Annotated in this window: 26 protein-coding genes, 2 tRNA genes and 1 riboswitch; of the genes, 10 read left to right on the top strand and 18 right to left on the bottom strand. The window is 64.0% G+C overall.

Features of this window, described 5'->3' with window-relative positions; genetic code table 11:
- Positions 1-105: 105 nt before the first annotated feature.
- Together D2N39_RS08195 and phaC are read right to left on the bottom strand one after the other, a co-directional pair.
- On the bottom strand, positions 106-561 hold the full coding sequence (locus D2N39_RS08195; RefSeq protein WP_119134275.1) for a phasin family protein: 456 nt from the start codon (positions 559-561) through the stop codon (positions 106-108).
- A gap of 150 nt (positions 562-711) precedes the next feature.
- The gene (phaC, locus tag D2N39_RS08190) at positions 712-2,505 is read right to left on the bottom strand and encodes a class I poly(R)-hydroxyalkanoic acid synthase (RefSeq protein ID WP_119134274.1); all 1,794 of its coding nucleotides are present in this window, start codon (positions 2,503-2,505) and stop codon (positions 712-714) included.
- 99 nt (positions 2,506-2,604) lie between these two features.
- Here phaC and phaZ point away from each other — a divergent pair, with 99 nt between their 5' ends.
- Complete coding sequence (gene phaZ / locus D2N39_RS08185) at positions 2,605-3,876, top strand: polyhydroxyalkanoate depolymerase (RefSeq protein WP_119134273.1); 1,272 nt, start codon at positions 2,605-2,607, stop codon at positions 3,874-3,876.
- Here phaZ and D2N39_RS08180 read toward each other — a convergent pair whose 3' ends face one another.
- The 3 genes from D2N39_RS08180 to D2N39_RS08170 form a co-directional block, all read right to left on the bottom strand.
- Positions 3,877-4,578: an alpha/beta fold hydrolase gene (locus D2N39_RS08180; protein ID WP_119134272.1), complete on the bottom strand. Its 702-nt coding sequence runs from the start codon at positions 4,576-4,578 to the stop codon at positions 3,877-3,879.
- Positions 4,579-4,704: 126 nt separating this feature from the next.
- Positions 4,705-5,448 (bottom strand): alpha/beta hydrolase, encoded by a 744-nt coding sequence (locus tag D2N39_RS08175; RefSeq protein ID WP_119134271.1) that lies wholly within the window; start codon positions 5,446-5,448, stop codon positions 4,705-4,707.
- Positions 5,449-5,493: 45 nt separating this feature from the next.
- Positions 5,494-6,162 carry a DNA-3-methyladenine glycosylase I gene (locus D2N39_RS08170; RefSeq protein WP_119134270.1) on the bottom strand — a complete coding sequence of 223 codons (669 nt, stop codon included), beginning with the start codon at positions 6,160-6,162 and terminating at the stop codon, positions 5,494-5,496.
- Between the two features lie 146 nt (positions 6,163-6,308).
- On the opposite strand from D2N39_RS08170, the gene thrS reads away from it, so the two are divergent.
- Together thrS and D2N39_RS08160 are read left to right on the top strand one after the other, a co-directional pair.
- On the top strand, positions 6,309-8,246 hold the full coding sequence (thrS, locus tag D2N39_RS08165; protein WP_119134269.1) for a threonine--tRNA ligase: 1,938 nt from the start codon (positions 6,309-6,311) through the stop codon (positions 8,244-8,246).
- A 217-nt stretch (positions 8,247-8,463) separates the two neighbouring features.
- A complete protein-coding gene (locus D2N39_RS08160) occupies positions 8,464-8,670 on the top strand; it encodes a cold-shock protein (RefSeq protein ID WP_054302756.1) in 207 nt (68 codons plus the stop codon).
- A gap of 72 nt (positions 8,671-8,742) precedes the next feature.
- Here the strand turns inward: D2N39_RS08160 and D2N39_RS08155 are convergent, their stop codons facing one another.
- From D2N39_RS08155 to D2N39_RS08130, 6 genes are all read right to left on the bottom strand, one after another.
- A complete protein-coding gene (locus D2N39_RS08155) occupies positions 8,743-9,069 on the bottom strand; it encodes an arsenate reductase family protein (RefSeq protein WP_119134350.1) in 327 nt (108 codons plus the stop codon).
- Between the two features lie 106 nt (positions 9,070-9,175).
- Positions 9,176-9,250 (bottom strand) — tRNA-Glu (locus tag D2N39_RS08150).
- Positions 9,251-9,318: 68 nt separating this feature from the next.
- Complete coding sequence (recJ, locus tag D2N39_RS08145; RefSeq protein ID WP_119134268.1) at positions 9,319-11,064, bottom strand: single-stranded-DNA-specific exonuclease RecJ; 1,746 nt, start codon at positions 11,062-11,064, stop codon at positions 9,319-9,321.
- A 48-nt stretch (positions 11,065-11,112) separates the two neighbouring features.
- Complete coding sequence (locus D2N39_RS08140) at positions 11,113-11,541, bottom strand: VOC family protein (protein WP_119134267.1); 429 nt, start codon at positions 11,539-11,541, stop codon at positions 11,113-11,115.
- A gap of 76 nt (positions 11,542-11,617) precedes the next feature.
- Positions 11,618-13,003, bottom strand: a complete 1,386-nt coding sequence (locus D2N39_RS08135) for a surface lipoprotein assembly modifier (RefSeq protein WP_119134266.1) — start codon at positions 13,001-13,003, stop codon at positions 11,618-11,620.
- 2 nt (positions 13,004-13,005) lie between these two features.
- Positions 13,006-14,091, bottom strand: a complete 1,086-nt coding sequence (locus D2N39_RS08130; RefSeq protein ID WP_119134265.1) for a hypothetical protein — start codon at positions 14,089-14,091, stop codon at positions 13,006-13,008.
- 192 nt (positions 14,092-14,283) lie between these two features.
- On the opposite strand from D2N39_RS08130, the gene thyX reads away from it, so the two are divergent.
- From thyX to D2N39_RS08110, 4 genes are all read left to right on the top strand, one after another.
- Positions 14,284-15,189 (top strand): FAD-dependent thymidylate synthase, encoded by a 906-nt coding sequence (thyX, locus tag D2N39_RS08125; RefSeq protein ID WP_119134264.1) that lies wholly within the window; start codon positions 14,284-14,286, stop codon positions 15,187-15,189.
- An 88-nt stretch (positions 15,190-15,277) separates the two neighbouring features.
- A riboswitch (TPP riboswitch) is annotated at positions 15,278-15,378 on the top strand.
- Between the two features lie 39 nt (positions 15,379-15,417).
- A complete protein-coding gene (thiB, locus tag D2N39_RS08120; RefSeq protein ID WP_119134263.1) occupies positions 15,418-16,398 on the top strand; it encodes a thiamine ABC transporter substrate binding subunit in 981 nt (326 codons plus the stop codon).
- On the top strand, positions 16,374-17,900 hold the full coding sequence (locus D2N39_RS08115; RefSeq protein ID WP_119134262.1) for an ABC transporter permease family protein: 1,527 nt from the start codon (positions 16,374-16,376) through the stop codon (positions 17,898-17,900). Before thiB ends, D2N39_RS08115 begins: the two co-directional genes overlap by 25 nt.
- Entirely contained in the window at positions 17,887-18,570 is a 684-nt protein-coding gene (locus tag D2N39_RS08110) for a thiamine ABC transporter ATP-binding protein (RefSeq protein ID WP_119134261.1), read from the top strand. The genes D2N39_RS08115 and D2N39_RS08110 overlap by 14 nt, the downstream gene beginning before the upstream one ends.
- 48 nt (positions 18,571-18,618) lie before the next feature.
- Here D2N39_RS08110 and D2N39_RS08105 read toward each other — a convergent pair whose 3' ends face one another.
- From D2N39_RS08105 to petA, 3 genes are read right to left on the bottom strand one after another with little or no spacing between them, the layout of a single operon-like run.
- A complete protein-coding gene (locus D2N39_RS08105; RefSeq protein WP_119134260.1) occupies positions 18,619-19,407 on the bottom strand; it encodes a cytochrome c1 in 789 nt (262 codons plus the stop codon).
- Positions 19,408-19,426: 19 nt separating this feature from the next.
- Positions 19,427-20,740: a cytochrome b gene (gene petB, locus D2N39_RS08100; protein WP_119134259.1), complete on the bottom strand. Its 1,314-nt coding sequence runs from the start codon at positions 20,738-20,740 to the stop codon at positions 19,427-19,429.
- Between the two features lie 11 nt (positions 20,741-20,751).
- Positions 20,752-21,312: a ubiquinol-cytochrome c reductase iron-sulfur subunit gene (gene petA / locus D2N39_RS08095; RefSeq protein WP_119134258.1), complete on the bottom strand. Its 561-nt coding sequence runs from the start codon at positions 21,310-21,312 to the stop codon at positions 20,752-20,754.
- Between the two features lie 255 nt (positions 21,313-21,567).
- On the opposite strand from petA, the gene D2N39_RS08090 reads away from it, so the two are divergent.
- Positions 21,568-22,782 (top strand): phosphatase PAP2 family protein, encoded by a 1,215-nt coding sequence (locus D2N39_RS08090; protein WP_119134257.1) that lies wholly within the window; start codon positions 21,568-21,570, stop codon positions 22,780-22,782.
- Between the two features lie 2 nt (positions 22,783-22,784).
- Here D2N39_RS08090 and D2N39_RS08085 read toward each other — a convergent pair whose 3' ends face one another.
- Entirely contained in the window at positions 22,785-23,396 is a 612-nt protein-coding gene (locus tag D2N39_RS08085; protein ID WP_119134256.1) for a glutathione S-transferase, read from the bottom strand.
- 108 nt (positions 23,397-23,504) lie between these two features.
- Here D2N39_RS08085 and D2N39_RS08080 point away from each other — a divergent pair, with 108 nt between their 5' ends.
- Positions 23,505-24,071 (top strand): peroxidase-related enzyme, encoded by a 567-nt coding sequence (locus D2N39_RS08080; RefSeq protein WP_119134255.1) that lies wholly within the window; start codon positions 23,505-23,507, stop codon positions 24,069-24,071.
- Positions 24,072-24,132: 61 nt separating this feature from the next.
- Here the strand turns inward: D2N39_RS08080 and ykgO are convergent, their stop codons facing one another.
- Both ykgO and D2N39_RS08070 read right to left on the bottom strand, forming a co-directional pair.
- Positions 24,133-24,258 carry a type B 50S ribosomal protein L36 gene (ykgO, locus tag D2N39_RS08075; protein ID WP_054302743.1) on the bottom strand — a complete coding sequence of 42 codons (126 nt, stop codon included), beginning with the start codon at positions 24,256-24,258 and terminating at the stop codon, positions 24,133-24,135.
- Positions 24,259-24,321: 63 nt separating this feature from the next.
- Positions 24,322-24,396, bottom strand: a tRNA-Val gene (locus tag D2N39_RS08070).
- A gap of 135 nt (positions 24,397-24,531) precedes the next feature.
- Between D2N39_RS08070 and D2N39_RS08065 the strand changes: the two genes are divergently transcribed.
- The gene (locus tag D2N39_RS08065) at positions 24,532-25,416 is read left to right on the top strand and encodes an N-formylglutamate amidohydrolase (RefSeq protein WP_119134254.1); all 885 of its coding nucleotides are present in this window, start codon (positions 24,532-24,534) and stop codon (positions 25,414-25,416) included.
- Between the two features lies 1 nt (position 25,417).
- Here D2N39_RS08065 and D2N39_RS08060 read toward each other — a convergent pair whose 3' ends face one another.
- On the bottom strand, positions 25,418-26,641 hold the full coding sequence (locus D2N39_RS08060; RefSeq protein ID WP_119134253.1) for a winged helix-turn-helix domain-containing protein: 1,224 nt from the start codon (positions 26,639-26,641) through the stop codon (positions 25,418-25,420).
- Positions 26,642-26,724: the final 83 nt, after the last annotated feature.

Genomic DNA, 26,724 nt, shown 5'->3' with positions numbered 1-26,724 from the left:
TTAGGGCAGGCGCAGCGGAAAAGGAAAGCAAAAAGAAAGGGCGGGCCGAAGCCCGCCCTTGCGCATCCCCCGGCTGGGAGGAGGTGCCGGGGATGCGCGCGAAGATTACTTCGCGGCAGCGGCCGAAGCGGCTTTCTTCACCGCAGCGCTCGCTTCGGTGGTGGCCTTCTTCACGGCAGCCTGAGCTTCTTCCGAAGCGTCCTTGCCGGCGGCGAGCATCAGCTCGACGGTTTCCATCTGCACTTTCTTGGCGATCTCGGCGAAAGCAGCCATGTTTTCGGCAGCCATTTCAGCCGCGGACGAAGCGAAGTCCGAAGCGGCTTTGCCGTATTCGGCGACATCAGCCTTGGCTTTCGAGGCGTCGGCCATCTTGGCGATGGTGTCCTTGGCCCATTTCGAGGTGATCTCGGTCGATTTCTCGGCAGCTTCCAGCGCAACCTTGGTCAGCTTTTCGCCCATGGCGGCCTGGGTCTTGAACGCGTTCTGGAACGCGGTGCCGTCCACCGGGAACGCAGCCATCATGTCCTGAACCATCTTGGTCATATCGGGGGTCTTGGTCATCCTAGTGCTCCATCTATCGGGTCTGCACTGAAGCAGTGCCGTTTCCTGCCATCCTATGTAAATGCTGCACCGCAGAAATTCAAGTGAATTTTCTGCGACGCAGCAAAATCAGGGGTTGTAGAGGAAACACTGCGGCAATATCAAACCGATTCAGGCACTTGGGACTGCCGCGACGTAAGTTCCGGGGGCGGCAGCCAGAACCGGATTGGTCGAATCGCCGGGAACGCGCGCGGGAATCATCTTGCCTGACCGCCCTGCCAGCCACTCTCCCCAGCGCGGCCACCAGCTTCCCGGTGTGAAGGTCGCGGCCTGCATCCATTCCTCGGCCGAGGTCATCGGTCCGTCATTCGTATAATGGCCATACTTGCCCTTGGACGGCGGATTGACGATCCCTGCGATATGGCCGCTTTCGGAGACGATGAAGGTCTTGTCCTTCGATCCCATCTGACGCACGCCGTTGAAGCTGCTTTTCCAGGCGGCAATGTGATCGGTCTCACACGCGATTGCGCACATCGGCACCTTCACATCCGACAACTTGACCCTTTCACCAAAGACCGGAAAGCCCTCGCGCGCGAATTCGTCGTTCTGGCAAAGGCCGCGCAGATATTCGACCGCCATTCTGGCGGGCAGGTTGGTGCCGTCGCCGTTCCAGAACAGCAGGTCGAAGGCGGGGGGCGCCTCGCCCATCATGTAGCTCTTGATCGCGGGCTGATAGATCAGGTCGTTCGATCGCAGAAAGCTGAACGTCTTGCTCATGAAGAACTTGTCCAGCACACCGTCCACCGCGACCTGTCGCTCGATTCCGTCAATGAAATCGTTGTTGAGGAAAACCCCGACCTCACCCTGATCGCTGAAATCGGTGAGGGTGGTGAACAGCGTCGCCGATTTCACCGACTTGTCGCCGGTCTTCTGCATATGGGCCAGCGTCAGGCTCAGCGTCGTTCCCGCGATGCAGTAGCCAACGGCATTGATCTGCTTTTCGCCGGTGATCTGCTTCACCTCGTTGATCGCCGCCAGATAGCCGTCACGGATATAGTCATCCATGCCAATATTGGCGTAGCTGGCATCCGGGTTGACCCAACTGACCACGAACAGGGTAAAGCCCTGATCGACGATCCAGCGGATCAGGCTGTTGGCGGGCTTCAGATCCAGAATGTAGAACTTGTTGATCCACGGCGGGAAGATCAGCAACGGGGTCTGGTGCACCTTTTCCGTCGTCGGGGTATACTGGATCAGTTCCAGCATATGATTGCGGAACACGACCGAACCCGGTGCCGTGGCGATGTTTTCGCCCACATGAAAGGCATTGCGGTCCGCCAGCGTCACCAGCACGTCGCCGTGATTGCTTTCGATGTCCCGCACGAGGTTTTCCAGCCCACGCACAAGGCTTTCCCCGTCGGTCGCCACCGCACGCTCCAGCGCGTCGGGGTTGGTGCCAAGGAAATTGGTGGGCGAGAACATATCGACAAGCTGGCGCGAGAAATATTCGATCCGTTTCTTGTCGGTCGGGTCCAGCGTCTCGATTCCGGCAACCGCGCCGGAAATCGCATCGGCATTCATCAGATATTGCTGCTTGAGGTAGTTGAAGAACGGGTGGCTGTCCCAAAGCGGGTTTCCGAATCGCTTGTCCTTCGGACCCGGATCAGCGGGGGCCTTCAATTCACCCTGCGTCAGCGCATGCTGCGCCTGCACATAGTGTTTCAGGGTCTTTCCCCAGTAGCCGACCTGTTGCTCGATGATTTTCGAAGGGTCCTGCATCATTTCCGCAACATAGGCCGCAGCGGCCTTCAGATAGACCTCCTGCGAGGGGCCATGCAGAGACATATCAACCTGTTTGCGGTGAGAAAGGGCCGCCGCGAGACGCCTCGACAACTCATCGACCCTGACAAGATTCGCATTGAGCCGCTCAAGCCGTGCGTCATCGTCCTTGGTCTCGGTTGTCATATTAAGAAATCCCCCCTACAGTTTTTCGCACATGCAGCATATCCGCCTGCCTTCCGGGGGTGCGCGGCGGAGCCACGGCCCTGCGGGCAAGGAGACGCGATGAAGTATATGGCGACTTACGACCTTATGGAAACTGCCCGCAACACAAATGAATGGCTGGGGGCAACGGCGCGTGCGATGGCGTCTTATCCGGCCTTCGCGCTGTCAACCAATCCTCTGGTCAATCTGACTGCCGCCTGGGGCGAGGTGACAGAACGCACCTTCGGCCGCATGGTCGCCAAGCCCGACTGGGGCATCCGCTCCATTGTCGGCCCGGACGGGCAGGACCACCTCGTGGACATCAAGCAGGCGGTCGAAAAGCCGTTTGGCGATCTTATCCAGTTCTTCGTGCGCCGCCGGGCGCCGATGGCGCGCAAGATGCTCGTCGTGACGCCAATGTCGGGCCATTACGCCACGCTGCTGCGTCCTACCGTCGCCAGCCTGCTGCCTGACGCCGATGTTTATGTCACCGACTGGCACAATGCCCGCGACATCCCGGTTTCTGCCGGGAAATTCGATGTCGAGGATTATGTGCTGTATCTGGTCGATTTCCTGCGCCACCTCGGCCCCGATACCCATGTCATCGCGGTCTGCCAGCCGGTGCCGCTGACCTTGGCCGCCACCGCCTATCTGGCTGCCGAAGACCCCGATGCCCAGCCCCGTTCGCTGACGCTGATGGGCGGGCCGGTTGACCCCGATGCCGCCGCCACCGAAGTGACGGATTTTGGCCGCCGTGTTACCATGGGTCAGCTTGAACAATGGGCGATCCAGCGCGTCGGCTTCAAATACAAGGGCGCCGGGCGGCTGGTCTATCCGGGTCTGCTGCAACTTGCCGGTTTCATGTCGATGAATGCGGAACGGCATTCCAAGGCGTTCTCCGATCAGGTCATGCGCGTCGCCCGCGGCGAGGCTTCGGATCATGACGCCCACAACCGCTTCTACGACGAATATCTGGCGGTGATGGACATGACGGCGGAATTCTACCTGTCCACGGTAGAGCGTGTGTTCAAGAACCGTGAAATTGCCCGCAACGTCTTTACCGTCGCAGGCAAGAAGGTCGATATGGGGGCGATCACCAAGGTCGCGGTGAAGATCGTCGAAGGCGAGAAGGACGACATCTCGGCCCCCGGCCAGTGCCTTGCCGCGCTGAAGCTGCTGACCAACCTGCCGGAAGACAAGAAGGCCCAGCACCTTGAACCCGGCGCCGGTCACTACGGGATCTTCGCGGGCAAGTCGTGGCGCCTGAACATCCGTCCGCTGGTGCTGAACTTCATCGACGCCAATTCCGGCAAACCCGCGAAATCGCCGGTCAAGCTGGCCGCGTCGAACTGATCAACGCAAAAGCATAGGGCCGCGCAGGAACTCCTCCAGCGCGGCCGTCACGACCTCGGGTGCTTCCAGCGTCAGAAGGTGCCCAGCCCCCTCGACCATCCGTAATTTGGCAAAGGGCATCAGCCCGGCCACCAACTCGTGCCGCCGGGGCGGCACCAGGGTGTCGCGCACCCCGCCCAGGATCAGGGCAGGCACTGTCGCGCGGCGCAGGGTCTTTTGCTGATCCGGCCGCCGCTGCATGGCGCGCGACTGGGCCAGATAGACTCCTTCCCCCAGATGATCGGCCATCTCGCGCAGAAGCGCGCCAATCGCCTCGGCGCGCGGCCCGGTGTCGGCGACCGGATAGTCCTCTGCCACAGCCTGAAACAGCCGTCCGGCCCGCGCCGCCACCATTCGCGCCTCGCGGGCGGCGGCAACATTCGCGGGTTCAGCAAGTGGATCGGTCGAGATCAGCGCGATGCGGCTGACACGATCTGAGGCACGGCGCAGCACGTCCAGCGCCACATCGCCACCCAACCCCTGCCCGACAAGAACCGCGCGCGGAGGAAGCTGCAACACCAGTGCCGCCGACATTTCCTCGACCGTATGGCCCTGCGGCTGCGCAATCGTCACCGGCCGGTGCCGCGACAGATGCAGGATCTGGTGTTCGAACACCCGGACATCGCAAAGCAACCCCGGAATCAGGACGACCGGCTCGTTCATATACCTCGTGCCTTCTGGATCACCGCATCTGCGGGCGGCGTTACCGGCGAGGTTACTGCAAGGCCCCCGCGCGGGCCAGAGCACCGCTTTGCGCGACGGCAACCGCGGGCATTTGCGCCACAGCGGTCAAAGGGTCGCGTCAATCTCGGCGAGGCTGGCCGTGATCAGGTCAAGACATTCGGGCGTCGAGAAGCGGTGATCGGCCCCCTTCACCAGACAGAGCCGCAGGTCAGGGCTTTCGGCATGGTCCAGCAAGCGCAGTGCAACAGACGGCGGCACATCCACATCCGCCGTGCCCTGCAGCAGCCGCACCGGGAAGGGCAGCGGCAGGGGCGTGCGCAGGACCAGCCGGTTACGGCCATCCTCGATCAGCTTGCGGGTAATGATGTAAGGCTCGTCCGAATACTCCGAGGGCTGTTCCAGCCGCCCGGCCATCACCGCCGCGCGCTCGGCCTCGGTGAAGCCTTGCCACATCAGATCCTCGGTAAAGTCCGGCGCGGCGGCGATGCCGACCAGCCCGGCGACCCGTTCCGGCATAGTGCGCGCGACCAGCAGCGCCATCCACCCCCCCATCGACGAACCGACGAGGATCTGCGGCCCCTCGGTCAGCGTCGCCACCGCCGCCATCGCGTCCTCGGCCCAGTCGCCGATGCAGCCGTCCAGAAAATCGCCCGACGATTGCCCATGGCCGGAATAATCAAACCGCAGGAAGGCGCGGCCCTGCGCCTCGGCCCAGGCTTGCAGATGCACAGCCTTGGTGCCCGTCATGTCAGATTTGAACCCGCCAAGGAAAACCACCCCCGGTCCCTTGCCGACCGTGCGGTGATAGGCGATGCGACGGCCTTGCGGCGTGGTCAGAAACTCGGGCATGGCATTCTCCTTTGCCCGTGTCTTAGCAGAGGCGCACCGCGCCGCTCAACCGATGCTCTGCGCCAGAACGCGGCCGATTTCGTTGAAACTGCGCCCGCTTTCGGCCCGCCACTGGTTGAACGCAGCCTGCACCGGCTGCAGGGCTTTCTTCGACTTGGGCGCGGCATCGACCACGCCTTCCGCCACCAGCCGCGCCACCACATCTTGCGAGAGGATAAAGCTTTCTTTCCCCATCCACCGCAACATGTAGGCGCCGGTATTTCCACCCAGACGGCTGCCGTTTTTCGTCAGCCAATCCAGCAGGCCGATGTAATCTTCGGTCGGCCAGTCGGCAATGCGGCGCGCAAAGCCACCTTCGGTTTCATCGACCCGCCGTATGAACGCAGCATTGTCGCGGATCGCTGCAATCTTCGGCCCGCTTCGGATGACACGGGTATCCGCCAGCAGCGCATCAAACCAAGCGTCATCCATCATCGACACCCGCCCCACATCGAAGCCCGCGAAAGCCTCTTCGATGCCGGGCCATTTGGCCTCGACCACCGTCCAGCTTATGCCCGCCTGAAAGATGCCGCGCGCCATGGTGGCAAGCCAGCGGTCCCCGGGAATGGCCGCAAGCTCGGCCGCCGGTTTCGCCCGCATGGCGCCCGCCAGCACCGCATCAGTGCTGCCCTTGCGGGCGGCGGCAATCGCCAGAATCTCGTCAAAGCTGCGCATCCCTGCCTCCGTCGCCGCCCCCGGCAGCGTGGCAGAAGGCTGGCGCCCGAACAAGACTTGACGCCGCCCCGCGCAAGGCGCAAAACCGCGCCAACATACCCGCAACCGGGCGTTCCGTGGGCGCCAAACCGACGAGGAGGATGGCCATGAGCCAGATTTCCCTGACATTCCCCGATGGCAACAAGCGCGAGTTCGCGGCTGGCGTCACGCCTGCCGAAGTGGCTGCCGCCATTTCGACCAGCCTTGCGAAAAAGGCGATCAGCGCGACGGTGAACGGCGCGCATTGGGATCTGCAATGGCCGATCCCGGCCGATGCCACCATCGCCATCCATACGATGCAGGACGAGGCGCAGGGGCTGGAACTGATCCGCCACGACCTCGCGCATATCATGGCCCGCGCCGTGCAAGAGATCTGGCCCGATGTGAAGGTCACCATCGGCCCGGTGCGCGACTATGGCTGGTTCTACGATTTCGACCGGGCGGAACCCTTCACGCCCGAAGACCTCGGCCAGATCGAGGCGCGGATGAAGCAGATCATCAACGCCCGCGAGCCGGTGAAAACCGAAGTCTGGGAGCGCGCGCGCGCCGTCGAATACTATCGCGGCCGGGGCGAGCCGTTCAAACTGGAACTGCTGGACCGGATTCCCGAAGATCAGGACATCCGCATGTATTGGCACGGCGACTGGCAAGACCTTTGCCGTGGTCCGCATCTGCAACATACGGGCCAAGTTCCGGCCGATGCCTTCAAGCTGACCCATGTTGCCGGCGCCTATTGGCTGGGCGATGCCACGCGTCCGATGCTGCAACGCATCTATGGCGTGGCCTTCCGCAACCGTGACGACCTCAAGGCGCATCTGACCATGCTGGAGGAGGCCGCCAAGCGCGACCACCGCAAGCTGGGCCGCGAGATGGACCTGTTCCACCTACAGGAAGAGGCTCCGGGCATGGTGTTCTGGCATCCGAACGGCTGGACCGTCTATCGCACGCTGGAAGACTACATGCGCAAGCGGCTGCGGCAGGCGGATTACAAGGAAATCAAGACGCCGCAAGTGGTTGACCGCGTGCTGTGGGAGAAATCCGGCCACTGGGAAGCCTATCGCGAAAACATGTTCATCGTCGAGGTGGACGAGGAAGGCGCCAAGGAAAAGCGTATCAATGCGCTGAAGCCCATGAACTGCCCCTGCCATGTGCAGGTCTATAATCAGGGCCTGAAATCCTATCGCGACCTGCCGCTGCGTCTGGCGGAATTCGGCTCGTGCCACCGCTATGAAAGCTCCGGCTCCATGCACGGGCTGATGCGGGTGCGCGGCTTCACGCAGGACGACGCGCATATCTTCTGCACCGAGGACCAGATCGAGGCCGAATGCGCGGGCTTCATCGGGCTGCTGTCGTCGGTTTACCGCGATCTGGGGTTCGAGAAGTTCGACATCAAGCTGTCCACCCGCCCCGATGTGCGCGTCGGCAGCGACGAGATCTGGGACAAGGCCGAGCATGCGCTGCAAAAGGCCATCGAAAGCCTTGGCCTGCCCTACGAGATCAACCCCGGCGACGGGGCTTTCTACGGGCCGAAGCTTGACTTCAAGCTGACCGATGCGATCGGGCGCGAATGGCAATGCGGCACCTTCCAGGCCGATTTCAACCTGCCGGTGCGGCTGGATGCGGAATATGTTGGCGAGGATGGTGCAAAGCATCGCCCCGTCATGCTGCACCGCGCCGTGCTGGGCTCGTTCGAGCGCTTCATCGGCATCCTGATCGAGAACTATGCGGGCAAGCTGCCGTTCTGGCTGGCCCCGCGTCAGGTGGTGGTCGCCTCCATCGTTTCGGACGCCGATGCCTATGTGCATGAGGTGGTCACGGCGCTGAAAGCGGCGGGCATCCGGGCCGAGGCGGATACGCGCAACGAGAAGATCAACTACAAGGTCCGTGAACATTCCGTCGGCAAGGTGCCCGTGATCCTTGCCATCGGCATGAAAGAAGTGGAAGATCGGTCCGTGTCGGTGCGGCGTCTGGGCGAGACGCGCACGGAAACCGTTGCGCTGGACCAGATCGTCCCGCAACTGGCCAAGGAAGGGCAGATGCCCTGACGATCGCCCGGACGTGCTGCTGAAGACCTGAAGAATTGGGCGGTCCATTGGCCGCCCAAGCTATTTTCTTGATTTTTACCAAGCCCGTGTCATCATAACTTCAGTGACGACAGACTTTCGACCGCCTCCTGCCGGACTGGCAGCCGGAGAATTGGAAGACCTGGCTGCACGGCCCACGGTAATTCCGCCGCGGGATGTCTGATGAAGGAGAGACGGCATGCCGACCGGCACCGTGAAATGGTTCAATGCCACCAAGGGCTATGGCTTCATTGCACCCGACGATGGCGGCAAGGACGTGTTTGTCCATATCTCGGCGGTGGAACGCGCCGGGCTCAAGGGTCTGAGCGACAACCAGAAAATCGGTTATGAGCTTCAGTCGGGCCGTGACGGGCGTTCGTCGGCTGGCGATCTGAAACTGCTCTGATCCGCCCGGATCGAAGCGGTATGCTACGGCCCCGCGAGGGGCCGTTTGCATTTGCAAACCGGCGCTTCTGGCTCAGCCCAGAACCGCCGCCTGCACCGCCGCATCCCAGCCCAGAAACCACTTCCCATCCGATTCGATGACCGGCCGTTTCATCACGGTCGGCTGCGCGGCAAGCTGCGCCTCTGGCTCCGATGCCTTAAGGAAGTCGTTGAAACTACGGTATGTGGTCGAGGACTTGTTGATGATCCGGTCCCCGAACTCCACCACCAGCGCCGCAATTTCCGCCTCGCTGAGCGGCTCTTTACGGATGTCGCGGAAAGTCACCGCATGGCCCGTCGCCTCGATGGCTTTCAGAGCTTTCTTGCAGGTGTCGCAGGTGGAGATTCCGTAAAGGATCATCTGACGCTCCATGAATTTACCAGTTTCCCGCAGTAGCCCGCACCCCGCAGGCGGGCAAGCATGTATTCCACTTCTTGGGAAAACCCGCCACTTCCTGAAAAGAAAGTGGCAGCCCGTAGGGGAGTCGAACCCCTCTTTTCAGGTTGAAAACCTGACGTCCTAACCGATAGACGAACGGGCCGTGGCCGGTGAGGGGCTATCTAGCGGCGCGTTGGCTGCCGCGCAAGAGGAAAATGCGACAGTTTCGCATCATGCGCGCGCGGCATCCTCAAGGCGCAGTTGCACCCGCGTCCGGCCACCGTAGCTGTTCAGCTCCAGCCGCCCGGCGAGGTGAAAGCGCTGGTGTCCCGCGTTCTCCAGCGTGGGGCCAAGCGGGCCATCGCAGGCACCGAAAGCGATGGCGTCGATCTTCGGGCCGCTGCCATCCCCGAAGCTGAGCCGCAGGTGACTTTCACCCACGCGACGCGCGCTGACCGCCTGATCGGCAAAGGCAAAGCGCGGGGCCGGGGCGGCGGCCCCGAAGGGACCGGCTTCTTCCAGTTGTTCGACCAGCGCAGGGTTGACTGCCATCGGGCTGAGCAGGCCGTCCAGCCGCAGGTCAGCGGGGCCAGTGGCCCCCGCCCCCTGCCGCTCCAGCAATTCGGCAAGCCGCGCCATGGCGGGTTCGATCTGATCCTCGGCCACAGTCAGACCCGCCGCCATCTTGTGCCCGCCGCCTTTCAGCAGCAGCCCCTCAGCCGCCACGCGCTGCACCGCTGCGCCAAGGTCCACGCCGGTCACCGACCGGGCCGAGCCCTTGCCGATGCCGCCCTCAAGCCCGATCACCACGGCCGGGCGGTTCGTCGCCTCTTTCAGACGGGCGGCCACGATGCCGACAACGCCCGGATGCCACCCTGCCCCGGCGGCCCAGACCAGCGGACCATCCAGCCCGCGCGCCTCGGCCTGCGCAAGGGCCGCGGCACGCACCGCCGCCTCGATCTCGCGCCGCTCGGTGTTGAGCTGGTCAAGACGTTCGGCCAGTGCCGCCGCCTCGGCCGGGTCATCGGTGGCAAGAAGACGGGCGCCCAGATCGGCCTGACCGATCCGTCCGCCCGCATTCACCCTTGGCCCCAGCAGGAAGCCCAGCGAATAGGGCGTGGGTGCCTGATCCATCCGTGCCACATCGGCCAGTGCGCGCAACCCGGCGCGTTCACGCCGCGCCAGCACCCGCAGTCCCTGCCGCACGAAGGCACGGTTGACCCCGATGAGCGGCGCCACGTCGGCCACGGTGGCCAACGCCACCAGATCAAGCAGCGCCATCAGATCCGGCCCCTGCACGCCTTCGGCCCGAAGGCGGCGATTGGCCTCGACCAACAGCAGGAACACGACAGAAGCTGCGCAGAGATGCGCGAGGCTGCCGTCTTCATCCTGCCGGTTGGGGTTCACCACGGCCACGGCCTCAGGCAGCGTTTCGCCACCAAGGTGGTGATCCAGCACCACGACATCGGCGCCCTGCGCGGCGGCGATGGGTTCGTGGCTCAGCGTGCCGCAATCGACGCAGATAATCAGGTCATGCGCAGCGGCCAGCGCCTGCATCGCGGGCACATTGGGGCCATAACCCTCGTCGATACGGTCGGGGATATAAAGCGTGGCGGGCCGCCCCATGGCGCGCAGCCATGTCAGCAACAGCGCAGCAGACGATCCGCCATCCACGTCGTAATCGGCGAAGATGGCGATGCGTTCGCGGCCGCGCAGTGCCTTCAGGAACCGTTCTGCCGCCGCGCCCATGTCGCGCAGGCTCAGCGGATCGGGCAGCAGGTCGCGCAGCGCCGGGGCGAGGAAAGCCTGCGCCTCCTGCGGGGCCACGCCGCGTTCGGCCAGAATCTGACAAAGCGCGGCGGGCAGCCGCGTGGCCTGGGCCAGCGCCTCGGCCTGCCGGGTTACCGATGGGTCGGGGCCAAGCCAGCGCCGTCCGGTCAGCGAGGCTTCGACATTCAGAAAAGCTCGATCCGTCATGCGCCTGTCCTGACCGCTTCGCCCCGCGCCCGCAAGAGGTTTCCCGCCTTACCAGTGGCCCGTGCTGGGCATCGAGACCCAGGGTTCGGCCGGAGCCTGTGCCGCACCGGCCTGCAACAACTCCACCGAGACATTGTCAGGACTACGGACAAAGGCCATGCGGCCGTCACGCGGCGGGCGGTTGATGGTCACGCCATTATCCATCAGATGTTGGCAGGTGGCATAGATGTCCGCCACCTCATAGGCCAGATGGCCGAAATGGCGGCTGTCCGAGGGCAGACCGTCATCGCCATCCCAGTTGTAGGTCAGTTCTACCGGGCATTCCGGCTGGCCGGGCGGCGCCATGAAAACCAGCGTGAAACGGCCCTGTTCGTTTTCGTAGCGCCGCGTTTCCTCCAGCCCCAGCAGGCGATAGAAGGCCATGGATTTTTCAAGGTCCAGCACGCGGACCATGGTGTGCAGATACTTCAGCGTCATCGGGTTCCCTCGCCTTTGGCCGTGGCGGCTGTGCCGCCGATAGCGGAAACATAGGGGTAAATCCGGCGGATGCCAGTCAGAAGCTGGACTGGATGCCCAGCGTCACCCCCAGATCGCGCGAACTGTAAAGCCCGACATCCGAATGGTTGCGCGCAGCGCGAATATCTAGCGTGGGGGAAAAACCGTAGAACTGCACATCCTCGTGCTGGATCGAGATGTCCAGCGACATCCGCCGGTCCTGCCGCCCGTCACGCAGGTCAAAGGGTGAATCGGGGTAATCGCGTGCCTCGAATGTCAGCGCGCCACCGACCGAAAACCCGGCGAGCGGCGCGGCCTTGTCCCATGCCAGCCGCGCGGTCACCGCGGCATTGCGCAGGCCGGGACTGTCGGTCGCAGTATGGCGGCCGCCCAGCGTCAGTTGCAGACGGTCGTCATTGGCTAGCTGCTTCTGCACACCGAAAGTCAGCGACACAACATCCGCAGACCGCACAGCAGAATCGAGCCGCCACTGCCGTTCTGCGCTCAGCGCCACCATGCCCGCCACACCGGCGCCCAACGGCCGATCAGCCTGAGCCTCCAGCCGCAGCGCATTGGACAGATCATAGCCTCCGGCCCAGTCATGCGAGGCATAGGCACCGAAAGCGAAGGTCTTGCGTCCGGCTTCCGGGCGCCAACGGCGGCTGATCCCTGCCTCGACGCTGGCGCTGTCATAGTCTTGGCCACGGGCACCCGGAGCAATCCGCTTCGCTTCGGACGAAAGACGCACCTTCGTCTGTTCGGCGCGGAAATGCAGTGCAGTCATTGTGGTGGCGGTGGGCGGCAGGCGATAGGTCACACCGAAACCGGCCGCCACCTCTATCCCGGACAGCGCCTTCTGGGCGCCGGTAATCTCGATCTCGGGGCCAAGCCACGGGATGCCGGGGTTGGTATAGGTCGCCTCGGTCGAACCGTCATTGACGTTGGAGGACGGGTTGGCCCGCAGATTGAAGTTCCACAGCCACGGATTGCGCGAACGGACGAAATCGTAATCCTTTGCCACCACCGCGCGGCTGGCGGCATCCGGGGCCGCCTGCGCTGCCCGCCGCAACCAAAGCTGCCCGCGCGTGACATAGCCATCATCCACCAGCGAGCTTGCGACGAACATCGCAGCGCCAAACCGTGCCTGACGTTGATCGCTGAGCCGATAAACCTGACGCGCATCGGCACGCGCGCCGCCCGCCTGCCCCAGCTTCAGCCGCGCCTGTGCGCGCAGCATCAAGGCGGCGGTATCCTTCGCGTCCCGCGCGATCAGCGCCTCAGCCAGCGCCTCAGCACCCTTCGCGTCCCCTTCGGCCATCATGGCATACCCGATGCGGCGCAATTCCTGCGCTGTCATGGCATCCTCGGCCCACGCCCCGCAGGGCGCCAGCAGGACGGCGGCAAGAAGCCCCGCCGCCAGCCGGAACCGCAGCGGCCGGGACATGATCAGTTCGTGCTCGCCTTCTTGCGCTTCAGGATGAAGCCGCCAGTCTCGCGCGTGGTCACACCCGACCAACGCGGATCGTCACCCTCAACCACGACCACACCGACCACCTGATCGGCATCCTTGCCTTCGACGATGGCATAGTAATTGCCCTCCTCGAAGCCCTCGATCGCACCTTCGCCGTTATAGTAGCTGGAGCTGACAGTGCCGACGATCTCGCCATTGTCGTCCATGACGCCTTGCTGCACCCGGAAGCGGATTTCCGGCAGTTCGTCCTGCTTGAGGTTCGATTCGGCGGACAGCGCGGCCACGACATCCTCGGTGATGTCCTTGCCGTTGATGTCATAGATCTTGCGATTGTAGATCCGTCCCTTCACGCCGTTGCCGTCGTTGAAGTCGTCATAGTCAATGTCCATGGTCATGTCGGCACGACCATATTCCAGACCGCCACGCGCCTTGAAATCGCGCAGCGAGGCAAACTTGCCCTTGTAGCGCGCTTGCCCGCGATAATCGGCGGTATCTGTGCCTTCTGACGGCAGCTTCACCGAACCGTTCCGCTGGTAGATGAAGCCACCGAAACCATAATCGACATAGCCGCCAGTGCGGACAATGGCGAATTCGACCTGCCCGTCGCTGCTGACACCGTAAAGGGCGCGATGCTGGATCTGGTCGATGCTGGTGCCGCTGAAGCCGTCGGGGATGCTGGGCTTGCCCTCGTAAACAGCGACCTTGCCCAACGAGCCGACCTTGGAGCCGCGTGCATAGGTGTTGTCGCCGTCAAAGGCGAGCCCGTCCACGCTGAACGTGTCGGTCTTGCGATCATAGCTGACCTTGGTCACATAGCCGTTGCCACTGTTCCCGTCGGTGGAATCATCGCCTGTCGCCTCGTAGCGCACGATAGACGAAGTGGCCTTGGGGCTGGCGGTGCCGGGGGGCAGCACGCGGTCGCTGTCAATCCCGCCGTCGGTGCCACCGTCCGTTCCGCCATCGGTGCCGCCGTCGGTTCCGTCCGTCGAATCCTCGAAAGGGCTGCCGCTACAGGCGGACAGAAGCAGAAGCGCGGCAAGCGCGGTACGAAGCTGAGACATGATAATGGTCCTGTGACACTGCTGCGTTTTTCTTTTCAGATTTGGCAAAAGCTGAATAAAGTCAACGTGTTTCGCTGCAATCCTCATATTGGCTCAGCCCTGCGGCATCTCTGCACCACGCATCATCCGGTGGGTTCTTTGTACCGCTTCGCCCAGATATAGTGGTTTCCGACTCATCCGAAGGACACCACCATGCCGCTTACCCCCGAACAGCAAGCTGAGATCGACGCCCTGCGCGCAACCCCGCGCGCAACCCTGCGCGCCGTGTCCGAGGGGATGGAGGCGCATCTTTACCGTGCGCATGAGGTGCTGGATCACGGCTTTGTCCGGGTGATCGACTATATGGGCGACGATGCCGCCATCGTGCAGGCCGCGCGCGTCAGCTATGGCGCTGGCACCCGGAAGGTGAACGACGACAGCGGCCTGATCCGCTACCTGATGCGGCACTGGCACTCGACCCCGTTCGAGATGTGCGAGGTCAAACTGCACGTCAAACTGCCGATCTTCGTCGCGCGTCAGTGGATCCGGCATCGCACCGCAAATGTAAATGAATACTCGGCCCGCTATTCCATCATGGACCGCGAATTCTATATCCCCGCCGCGGAACATCTGGCAGCGCAATCGACGGTCAACAATCAGGGCCGGGGCGCCACCTTGCAAGGCGACGAGGCCGCGCGGGTGCTGGAGATACTGAAATCCGATGCCGCCCGCAGCTATGACCATTACGAGGAAATGCTCAGCCAGGATGGCCAGCAGGGCCTCGCGCGTGAGCTGGCACGGATGAACCTGCCCGCCAATATCTATACGCAATGGTATTGGAAGACCGATCTGCACAACCTGTTCCACTTCCTGCGGCTGCGCGCCGACCCGCATGCGCAATACGAAATCCGTGTCTATGCCGAAGCCATCGCCCGCGTGGTCGCCGATTGGGTGCCCGTCGCCTTCGGTGCTTTCGAGGATTACCGCATGGGCGGGGTTACCCTGTCCGCCAAGGCCATTGCCGTCCTGAAGCGCCGCCTTGCGGGCGAAACCGTTACTCAGGAAGACAGCGGCATGAGCAAGGGCGAGTGGCGCGAATTCACCGAGATCTGGGGCTGACTTCGGCCCGCCAAGACCAGAGGATGCCCCGGCCCTGCGCCGGGGCATCTGCTTTTCCCTTGCACCTTCCATGCGCGGCCCTATTGTCGCCCTCACCTCGGGGGGCCCTTTCGGGCTGAGATGCGGCAACGCGGACCCGTTGAACCTGAACCGGTTAGGACCGGCGGAGGGAAGGTGCGTGGCTTGGCCATACTCCCGTCTCCGCCCGTCGCAGATAGGAGGATGACGATGAAATCTCTCAAATTTGCTGCGGGTCTCGCGTTTTTTGCCACTTCGGTGGCGGCAGAGACCCCGGTGCTGAACGTGCTGACCTATGACAGCTTCGTGTCCGAATGGGGCCCCGGCCCGGCCATCGAAAAGGGGTTCGAGACCGAATGCGGCTGTGACCTGCGCTTCATCCCGGCGGGCGACGGCGCGGCGCTGCTGGCCCGGGTACAACTGGAAGGCGCCCGCAGCGAGGCCGATGTAGTGCTGGGGCTAGACACCAACCTGACCGCAGCCGCCCGCGAAACGGGCCTGTTCTCGCCGCATGGCCAGACGCCGAAACTCGACCTGCCGGTCGCTTTCGACGACGCCGATTTCCTGCCCTATGACTGGGGCTGGTTCGCCTTTGTTCACAACCGCACGCTGGAGGCGCCGAAGAATTTCCGCGATCTGGCGGCGTCGGATCTGAAGATCGTCATTCAGGACCCGCGCTCCTCGACCCCTGGCCTGGGTCTGCTGATGTGGGTGAAGGCGGCCTATGGCGACGAGGCGGCGCAGGTCTGGAAGGATCTGGCCGACAATATCGTCACCGTGACCCCCGGCTGGTCCGAAGCCTATGGCATGTTCCTTGAAGGCGAAGCCGACATGGTGCTCAGCTACACCACCTCGCCAGCCTATCACCTGATTGCCGAACAGGATGACAGCAAGACCGCCGCCGTCTTCGACGAGGGCAATTACATGCAGGTCGAGGTGATGGGTAAACTGGCCGCCACCGACCAGCCCGAACTCGCCGACCGTTTCCTTGCCTATATGCTGTCGGATGCCGCGCAAGCGGTGCTGCCGACGACAAACTGGATGTATCCGGCCCATGTGCCGGCCGAGGGGCTGCCGAAAGGGTTCGAGACTCTGGTGCAACCGACGAAATCGCTGCTGCTGGGCGCGGATGAAGCCGAGGCGCTACGGGCCCCGGCGCTGGAAGAATGGCGCGTCGCGCTGGCGCGCTGATCGCGGCGGGGCTGGCGGCGCTGACGCTTGGCCCCGTGGCAATTGTTCTGGCGCAAGCCGGGCGCGGCGGGGTCGGCACGGCCGATCTGGCCGCGCTGCGCTTCACGGTAACGCAAGCTGCGCTTTCGGCACTGGCCTCCACCGCCTGCGCCGTCCCGCTGGCCCGCGCCTTGGCCCGCCGCCGCTTTGCCGGGCGTCGGCTTATGATCACCGCACTGGGGGCACCCTTCCTGTTGCCGGTCATCGTGGCCGTGCTGGGGTTGCTGGCAATCTTTGGGCGCGCCGGTCTGGTGAATGACGGGCTGCGCCTGCTGGGTCTGGCGCCCGTGTCGATCTTCGGGTTGGGTGGTGTGGTGCTGGCGCATGTGTTCCTGAACATGCCGCTGGCGACGCGGATGCTGCTGCAAGGCTGGCAGGCCATCCCGGCGGAACGCCTGAGGCTCGCCGCCAGTCTCGATTTCACGCCCACCGATTTCTGGCACCATATCGAGGCACCGATGCTGCGCGATGTGCTGCCCGGCGTGCTGCTCGCGGTCTTTGCGATCTGCCTGACCAGCTTTGCCGTGGTGCTGATTCTCGGCGGCGGCCCAGCGGCCACGACCGTGGAACTGGCGATCTATCAGGCGATCCGGTTCGAGTTTGACCTGCCGCGCGCCGCCACACTGGCGCTGATGCAGGTGGGCACCTGCGGGCTGGCGGTGGCGCTGGCGTCCTTCTTCACCACACCGGGCGGTTTCGGCGCCGGGCTGGACCGGCAGGCCGATCTGCACGCACCGACAGGGTGGCGTCGGCTTGCCGATGCCTTGGCGATCGGGACGGCCGCAACCTTCCTCGCCCTGCCCATCGGCGCTGTGGTATTGCGCGGGCTGCCGGGCCTTTTCAACCTGCCTTCCGCAGTCTGGCCCGGCCTGCTGACCTCGCTTCTGGTGGCTGCCTGCACCGCACCTCTGGCCGTTTCCGCCGCGCTGGTGCTGGCGCTGGCCCGCGCACAGGGCGCCCGCTGGCTGGAGGCAGTAGCGATGCTGCCAATGGCCGGGTCACAACTGGTACTGGGCACCGGGCTGTTCCTGCTGGTGTTTCCGCTAGTCGCACCGCCCGATGTGGCGCTGCCGGTGACGATTGTGGTCACTGCGGTCATGGCCCTGCCCTTCGCCTATCGCATCCTCCTGCCCGAAGCGCGGGTTCTGATGGCCGATTACGGCAGGCTGGCCGCATCGCTGGATTTGCAGGGCCGGGCGGCGCTGCGGCTTTTGATCCTGCCGCGTCTGCGTCGCCCGCTTGGGTTTGCACTGGGACTGACCGGCGCGCTGGCGGTGGGGGATCTGGGCGTCATCGCGCTGTTTGCCGCAGAACAGGGCGCCACCCTGCCGCTGGTCATCTCGCGGCTGATGGCCGCCTATCGGATGGAGGCGGCAGCGGCGGCGTCGCTTCTGCTGGTGATCGCGGCCTTCGGCGTGTTCTGGATGTGTGACAGATGGGGGCGCAAAGATGCTGAGCTTTGAAAATGTCACGATCCGGCAAGGTGATTTCAGCCTTGCCGCCAACTGGCAGGCCGCCGCAGGCGGGCGCATCGCCGTCATCGGCCCCTCGGGCGCCGGAAAGTCCACCCTGCTGAATGCCGTCGCAGGCTTCATACCGCTGAAGTCGGGTCACATCCGCTGGGACGGCCAGCCGCTTGACGGGCTGCCACCGGGCAAGCGCCCGCTGTCGATTCTGTTTCAGGATCAGAATCTGTTCCCGCATCTGACCGTGGCGCAGAACCTTGGCCTCGGGCTCGATCCCTCGTTGCGGCATGTCAATACGGCGGCGGTTGACCGGGCGCTGGAGCGGGTCGGGCTGGAAGGGTTGGGCAACAGGCGCCCCGCCGCGCTGTCGGGGGGCCAGCAAAGCCGCGCCGCGCTGGCCCGCGCCTTGCTGCGTGCCCGGCCGATGCTGCTGCTGGACGAACCCTTTGCCGCGCTTGGCCCGGCCCTGAAGGCAGAGATGCTGGCGCTGGTGGAGGAACTCGCGGGTCCGGCGCTGGTGCTCATGGTCACGCATGACCCCGAAGATGCGCAGCGCTTTTCCACGCATACCGTTCTGGTCGCCGATGGTATCGCGGCCTCCCCTGCCCCGACCGATGCCCTGTTCGCCAATCCCCCCCCGGCGCTGGTCAACTACCTCGGCGCATGAAAAAGCCCCGCAGTTTCCTGCGGGGCTTTTCAATTCACGGGTGCCAGATCAGACCAGCTTCTTGCCCTTGATGCCGGCCCAGAGCCGCTTGTTGGTCAGGTAAAGCAGCGTCGAAAGCCCGATCAGAAACAGAACGGCGACAAAGCCCATCTGCTTGCGCGCCATCAGCTTCGGCTCGGCGGTCCACATCAGGAAGGCCGACACGTCTTCCGACATGGCGTCCACCGTCGCGGTGTGACCGTCGATATAGGTCACCTGATCGTCGGCCAGCGGCGGGGGCATCTTGATCCAGCCGCCGGGGAAGGCGTGATTTTCATAATAGGTCTCGCCGGCTTCTTCCTTGGTCTCGCCGGTATAGCCGGTGAGGATCGCATGGATGTATTCCGGGCCGCCGATACCGTTGAACAGCTGGCTCAGACCCGTGCCGTAGGGCCCGTGGAAGCCCGCGCGCGCCTTGGCCATCAGGCTGAGGTCGGGGGCACCCGCGCCGGTATTCGGCGGAAAGTGGTCCGACGGGACTGCCTCACGCTCTTCGCCGGTGTCTTTGTCCACAACGGAGAAGTTCTTGGCGTAGGCACGGACCTGATCCTCGGGAAGCTGCGGGCCGCCCTCGTCCGAAAGTGTGCGGATGGCCACATATTTCAGACCGTGGCAGGCCGCACAGACTTCGGTGAAGACCTGAAGGCCGCGCTGAAGCTGGTTCTTTTCGAACTTGCCGAACGGACCTTCAAAGGAGAAGGCGACATCCTCGATGTGGCCGCCGCCACCGGCGGCCATGGCGGCGCCGGAGGTGATGGCCAGGGCCGAGATCGCGCTGATTGCGATTTTGCGAAGCATCTCAGTCACTTCCTTTCTCTCACTCGGCCGCGGTCGGGTAATGGGCCTTGAAGTCTTCCTCGATGGTCGCGGGCAATGCCTGCGGCTTTTCGATCACGCCCAGAAGCGGCAGGATCACGAGGAAGTAGGCGAACCAGTAGGTCGCGGCGATGAGCGAGATCCAGTCATAGGGGAACTCGGTCGATTGGGCGCCGACCCACATCAGGACCATGAAATCGACGCAGAGCAGCCAGAACCACCATTTGAACATCGGGCGATACTTGCCCGAACGCACCGACGAGGTATCGAGCCAGGGCGCCAGCGCCATGACAGCGATCGCGCCGAACATCGCCAGCACGCCGAAGAACTTGGCGTCCACGATGCCGAAGGTGATGAACTGAACGAACTGCACCGCCCAGACGTCCGAAGTGAAGGCGCGCAGGATGGCGTAGAACGGCAGGAAGTACCATTCCGGCACGATATGCGCGGGCGTCGCCAGCGGGTTCGCCTCGATATAGTTGTCGGGGTGACCCAGATAGTTCGGCATGAAACCGACGATGGCGAAGAACACCACCAGAATCACGGCCAGCGCGAACAGATCCTTGATGACGTAGTAAGGCCAGAACGGAACGGTGTCCTTCTTCGCCTCTTCCTTGGAGCCACGGCGCACCTCGACCCCGGTGGGGTTGTTGTTGCCAGTGGTGTGGAAGGCCCAGATGTGAACGGCAACAAGCGCCGCAATCACGAAAGGCAGCAGATAGTGCAGCGAGAAGAAGCGGTTCAGCGTGGCGTTATCGACAGCCGGTCCGCCCAGCAGCCAGGCCTGAATGTCCGGCCCGATGCCCGGAATGGCGCCGAACAAGCCGGTGATCACGGTCGCGCCCCAGAAGGACATCTGACCCCAGGGCAGAACGTAGCCCATGAAGGCGGTGCCCATCATGCAGAGATAGATGATCATCCCGACGATCCAGGTCACTTCGCGCGGCGCCTTGTAGCTGCCGTAGTAGAGACCCCGGAAGATGTGCAGGTAAACGGCCACGAAGAACAGCGAGGCCCCGTTGGCATGCAGGTAGCGCAGGGCAAAGCCGCCGTTCACGTCACGCATGATGTGTTCGACGCTGGCGAAGGCCAGATCGACATGCGGGGTGTAGTGCATCACCAGCACGATGCCGGTCACGATCTGCAACGCAAGGCAGAAGGTCAGGATGATGCCCCAGATCCACATCCAGTTGAGGTTCTTCGGTGTGGGGATCATCAGCGTGTCATAGGCCAGCCCGACAATCGGGAGGCGCTTGTGCAGCCACTTTTCGATGCCCGTCTTGGGCTCGTAATGGTCGTGCGGAATTCCGGCCATCGGTGTCTCCCTCAGCCCAGCTTGATGGTGTTCGGATCGGTGAACTGCGCCACCGGCACAGGCAGGTTGCGCGGCGCGGGCCCTTTGCGGATGCGGCCGGCCGTATCGTAGTGCGACCCGTGGCAGGGGCAGAACCAGCCGCCGAAGTCACCGGCGCCATTGCCCAGCGGCACACAGCCGAGGTGGGTGCAGACGCCCATCATCACCAGCCACTCGCCCGCTTCGTCCAGCGTGCGGTTCTGGTCGGCGGCATCGGCGTCCGGCTTGTTGGCATTGTCGGCATGGGGATCGACGAGATCAGTCAGCGCAACCGCGCGTCCGGCCTCGATCTCTTCGGGGGTGCGGCGACGGATGAAGACCGGCTTGCCCAGCCATTTGACGGTCAGTTGCGAGCCCACGGCCACATTGGACACATCGACATGGATCGAGGCAAGGGCGCGGACATCGGCCGAGGCGTTCATCTGGTTGACCAGCGGCCAGACCGCCGCGCCGGTAGCGACAGCGCCGGCACCGGCCGTTGCGTAATACAGGAAATCCCTGCGGGTGCCTGCGTGATCTTCTGCGTGGGACACGAGATCTTCTCCCTCTCAAGGGCCGCCTCATGCGACCCATGCAAATCAGGGGCTGCGGTTGCCCGCTGCCGTGATGGGCGGGTTTTAGCCAAGCGCCCCCGTCACGTCCAGCGGTCATAGGCGCACAGGCCCCGGTTTGATGCGGCATTTTCGCATCATTCGCCCCTCGCGATGCCACAATGCCTGCGACACGGGCGCGTGAACTCTCTGTTACATCACCCGGCTAGGGTTTGACCACACGCGACGGAGAGGCGAATGGTCAGGCCCTACTGGAAATTGTTCGGCCGCGTCCAGCTTGTCTTGGCCGCCCTGTCGCTGAGCCTGATTCTCTGCGAACCGGCGGCGCGGCGCTATGGCGACCGGCTTCAGATCGCCCTGCCCCTCATCGCCGGGGCCTGCGCGCTGGCCGATGGCAGGGCGGGCGAATTGATGTTGCGGTTTGTCGGCGTGTTCACCGTCGCCCATGGCACAAAACGCCTGTTGGGTGACAGCACACTGAACACACGGCCGAGCGGTGGCACCCATGGCTTTCCTTCCGCCCATACCGCAGCGGCGGCCTTCGGTGCCAGTTCGTTGTTGCACGATTGCCTGCCGTCGCATCCTGTCGCGCGGGCCGTCGTGGTGATCGCGGCCGGTTTTGTGGGGGCCTCACGCATTCAGGCGCAGGCACATGACATCTGGCAGGTTCTGGCGGGCGCGGTTCTGGGCTGGCTGGGCGACCGGCTGCTGCGTCGCGACTCCGTGGCCCGCCGTGGGGTCACCGCCGGTCTGCGCCGGATCGGCCGAGGCCTGCGCACCGCCCCCGCTTGGCTGCGCGCGGCGGGAACACACACGACAGTCAGCCTTCGCCTGCTCGTCTTCGCACTGATGACCATAATCGGCACCTCGGCGACGCGCGCCGAGACGGAGCTTGCGCTTTATGGCGGCTGGCAGGGCGTGGCCGTCAGCGACATCACAGCCCCCTCGGGCCGGAAAACCGTAAACTGGCGCGGCAAATCGCTGGAGGCCCCACCCTATTACGGGCTGCGCCTCACCCGCTGGCTTGCAAGCGGCTGGGGTTACGGGCTCGACCTGAACCACGCCAAGGCCTATGCCGACAACCCTGCCCGCCACGGGTATGAAAGACTGGAGTTCTCCGACGGCCTGAACATCGCCACGCTGACCCTTTGGTATCGCTGGCCAGAAAACCGGCACGGTATCTTCCCCTATGCGGGTGTTGGCGCGGGGGTCGCCGTGCCACATGTCGATATTCGCCCGAACGGCGGAGCGCATACCTTCGGGTGTCAGATGACCGGCCCGGCCATTCAGGCCGTCGCCGGGCTGCGCGGCGATCTTTCTGCCCGGTGGTCAGCCTTTGTCGAAATCAAGGCAACATGGTCGCACCACGACATCGCACTCGATTCGGGCGGCAAGCTGGGGACGGATCTGACAACCGGCGCCCTCAATGTCGGACTGGCCAGGCGTTTCTGAGGTCACGCCATCGGCGGCCGTGTGGCCTGCATCGACAGGCGGGCGGAAAACTCTGCCTCCCAGGCGGCAAGATGCGGATGGGCAGCCCGCCACGGCCGGTCGGAATGACGGTAATCCAGATAGGCCAGCGCACAGCCCAAGGCGATCTGCCCCATGTCCAGCGGCCCGGCCAGATGCGCGGCCCATCGCCGCTCGGCCGTATCCAGCGCGCGGGCAATCTTGGCCCACTGCCCCTCGACCCAGTCCGGGTGACGCCGGTCCTCGGGCCGCACACGCGATTCGTAGACCATCAGGATCGCGGCATCGAGGATACCATCCGCCGTCGCCTCCAGCGTCAGCACCTCCCACAGGGCGGGCCCGCCCGGATAGAACCCTGCCCCGGCCCGATCATCCAGATAACGGCAGATCACCCGGCTGTCATAAAGCGCCACCCCCTCATCGGTTTCCAGCGCAGGAATCTTGCCCAAGGGATTGCGGTCCACCGGCATAGACCCCGGATCGACCGGCGTGCCCTGCGCCGCAACAAGCTCCACCCGCAGCAACAGCCCGGTTTCGTGCAGCAGAACCATGACCTTGCGCACATAGGGCGAGGTCGGAGAGTGAAACAACCGCATGATCCTGTCCCCCGTCAGCCGATTCGACTGTCCTCAGCATAGCCCCGCGATTTCACGTTGGAACCTGCCGCGCTTCGGTGCAGGCTGCTCCGGACAAGGGAGGACAAGATGACCGAAACCGTAACCGCGCTGGATCTGGAACCCGAAAACCCGCTGCCCGACGACATCGCCGCCTATTTCAGCAAGTGTCAGGAAAAGCTGGGCCTGATCCCCAACGTGCTGCTGGCTTATGCTTTCGATGCCGAAAAGCTGCGCGCCTTCAGCGCCATGTATAATGATCTGATGCTGGCGCCCTCTGGCCTGACCAAAGCGGAACGCGAGATGATCGCGGTCGCCGTCTCGGCGCAGAATGCCTGCGTCTATTGCCTGACGGCGCATGGCGCGGCGCTGCGGCAGCTTTCGGGCGATCCGGCACTAGCGGAAACCGTTGCGCAGAACTGGCGCGTGGCCGATATTTCACCCCGACAGCGGGCCATGCTGGCCTTTGCGGTGAAGCTGACCAATACGCCCGCCGAAATGGGTGAGGCAGACCGGGCCGCCCTGCGCGCCGAAGGCTTCAGCGATGCCGACATCTGGGACATCGCCGCGGTCGCCGCCTTCTACAACATGTCGAACCGTGTCGCGGCGGCGGTCGAGATGCGCCCGAACCCCGAATATCACGCCATGGCGCGCTGATAATGAAAAAGACCGCCGGGTTGCCCGCGGCGGTCTTTCCAAAGCGATGGCTTGGCGCCAATCAGCCCTGACGGGCTTTGTAGCGCTTCTGGGTCTTGTTGATCACATAGACCCTGCCTTTACGGCGCACAACCTGACAGTCGCGGTGACGCGTCTTCAGCGAGCGCAGCGAGTTCTTGACCTTCATGGGTCGTCTCCTTATCGCGGCGCGCGTGCGCCTTCTTGCCTTGTGCCCCTTGCGGGACGAAAATGGTGGGCGGTACTGGGATCGAACCAGTGGCCACTACGATGTCAACGTAGTGCTCTACCGCTGAGCTAACCGCCCTGACTTGCCCCTGCCGCGACCTTCGTAAAAACAAAGGACGCGGGCAGAACCGCGTCGTGGAGGGGTCTATAAAGAGAGTCGCAGCGGTGTTCAAGGGGTTTCGACAACAGAAAAAACCGCGCTATACCTTTTGACATGATCCACCGGACCGAAACCGATGCCTATGTCCTGAACCGCCCGCAAACCGCGCGGGCACCGCTGGTTTTTTCATCACCGCACAGTGGCCGGGCCTATGAACAGGCATTTCTCGATCGCGTCATGCTCGATTCGTCACAGATCCGCAGTTCGGAAGATGCCTTCGTGGACGAATTGATCGGCATGGCACCGGCTGCGGGAATCCCGGTTCTGGCCGCACGGGTGCCCAGGGCCTGTCTGGATCTGAACCGGGGCTGCGACGAACTGGACCCGGCGGTGATCGAAGGCATCGCACGCGCCGCGCACAATCCGCGTGTCAGTTCAGGGCTCGGGGTGATTCCACGCGTGGTAGCGCAGGGGCGCAACATATATCGCGGCAAGATCCCGCTGGCCGAGGCAGAGGCACGAATCACGCGGCACTGGCATCCTTGGCACGACCGGCTGAAGGATCTGCTGCGCGCGGCGCATCTGGAATTTGGCGAGGCGGTGCTGCTGGACTGGCACTCGATGCCGCATGAGGCGATCGAGGTGCATTCCCGCGCCGGGATCGCCCATCCCGAAGTCGTGCTGGGCGACCGTTTCGGCGCCTCGGCCGCGCGCGATGTCACGGATCGGGTAGAGGCCGCCTTTCGCCGCGCCGGGCTGCGCGTCGTGCGCAATGCGCCCTTCGCGGGGGCATATATCGCGCAAACCTACGGCCGCCCCTCTCAAGGCCAGCATGTTGTGCAGATCGAGATCGACCGCGCGCTTTACATGGACGAAACCGCCATCCGTCGCAGCGCGGATTTTACCGCATTCCGGCAGGTGATCGGCAGTATCGTCTCCGAACTGGCCGATGCTTTCGGCAGACCCGGCGCAAACAGCCTGCCCTTGGCAGCGGAATAGATTAATCCCGCGCCGGCGGCTGGTGGTCGCGCAGCCAACCCGGCGCATATTCGACCCCGGCATCGCAGCCGGCAAACCGCGCCAGACGATCCAGTTCGGCCTCAAGCCTTGCGCAGCGGCCTGCGCCCATTGCCACGCCAGCCTCGGGCCAGAAGGCACGCACCGCCAGCACGCCACGATCACGCTGCGCCTTGGCGTCCACGCGACCTACCAGCCGCGCACCTTCCAGCACCGGAAAGATGTAATAGCCGAAGCGCCGCTGCGGCTCGGGCACGAAAACCTCGATCCGGTAGTGAAAACCGAACAACCGCTCGGCCCGCTTGCGATCACGCAGCGCAGGATCGAAGGGCGACAGGATGCGGATACGCCCCGGCGGCTCTGGCGGCTGGACCTGCGGAAGATCAGGCCGCGCCAGATGGGTGCGCAGGCTGCCATCAGCCCCTTCCACCGCCACGCGGATCACCGCACCCGAGGCCAGTGCCGCCTCGGCCCAGGTCTTTGCTTCCTCCGGGGTGACAGCCCCCCAATAGGCCGCCAGTTCGCCCGGTGTCGCAAAGCCCAGCCGGTCCAGCGCAGAATCGCAGGCCCAGGCAATCACCGCCGCATCGTCGTACATGACCCCGCGCCACTCTGCCGGGATCACCCGTTCCGTCAGGTCATAGACCTTGCGGAACCCCTCGCGCCGCGACACAGACAGTTCCCCCACGCGCCACAGATATTCCAGCGCGGCTTTGGACGGGTGCCAGTCCCACCAGCCACCCGAACCGCGCGCCTCACCCTCGCCGACATCGGCCGAGGTGACGGGACCATGATCGGCGACCCGCGCCAGAACCTCGTCGAATTTCTCGTGGAAACCCGCGCGCTGCCAGCCGGTCCAGCGCTGCACCAGACGGGCGCGATCCTGTTCGAACCGTCTCCGCCAGAACGGGAAGCAAGCGACCGGCAGGATCGAGGCATCATGGGTCCAGTGTTCCCACAACAGCCGGTCGCGTTCGACCAGCCGCGCCAGCGCCTCGGGGCGATAGCTTTGCCGCCGCGCCCAGAGGATCATGTGATGCGCCCGCTCTACCGTATTGATGCTGTCCACCTGCACGAACCCGATGCGGGTGATCAGATCATGCAGCGCAGCGCCGCTGGCAGCACCCGACGGCGCCTCGGCCAGCGCGTGACGGTCCAGAAAGATGCGCCGAGCGCGGGAATTGGGGAGAAGCGGCACCTGTGACATTGCGGCAGGTTAGCAGGCCAGATGCCATAAACAAGCGCCCGCAAGATATTGGAATCACGGGTGACACGAATGACGAATTGCGC

Source organism: Gemmobacter lutimaris (assembly GCF_003570715.1).
GTDB classification, from domain to species: domain Bacteria; phylum Pseudomonadota; class Alphaproteobacteria; order Rhodobacterales; family Rhodobacteraceae; genus Gemmobacter; species Gemmobacter lutimaris.
This window is presented reverse-complemented; position numbering and strand designations above follow the sequence as displayed.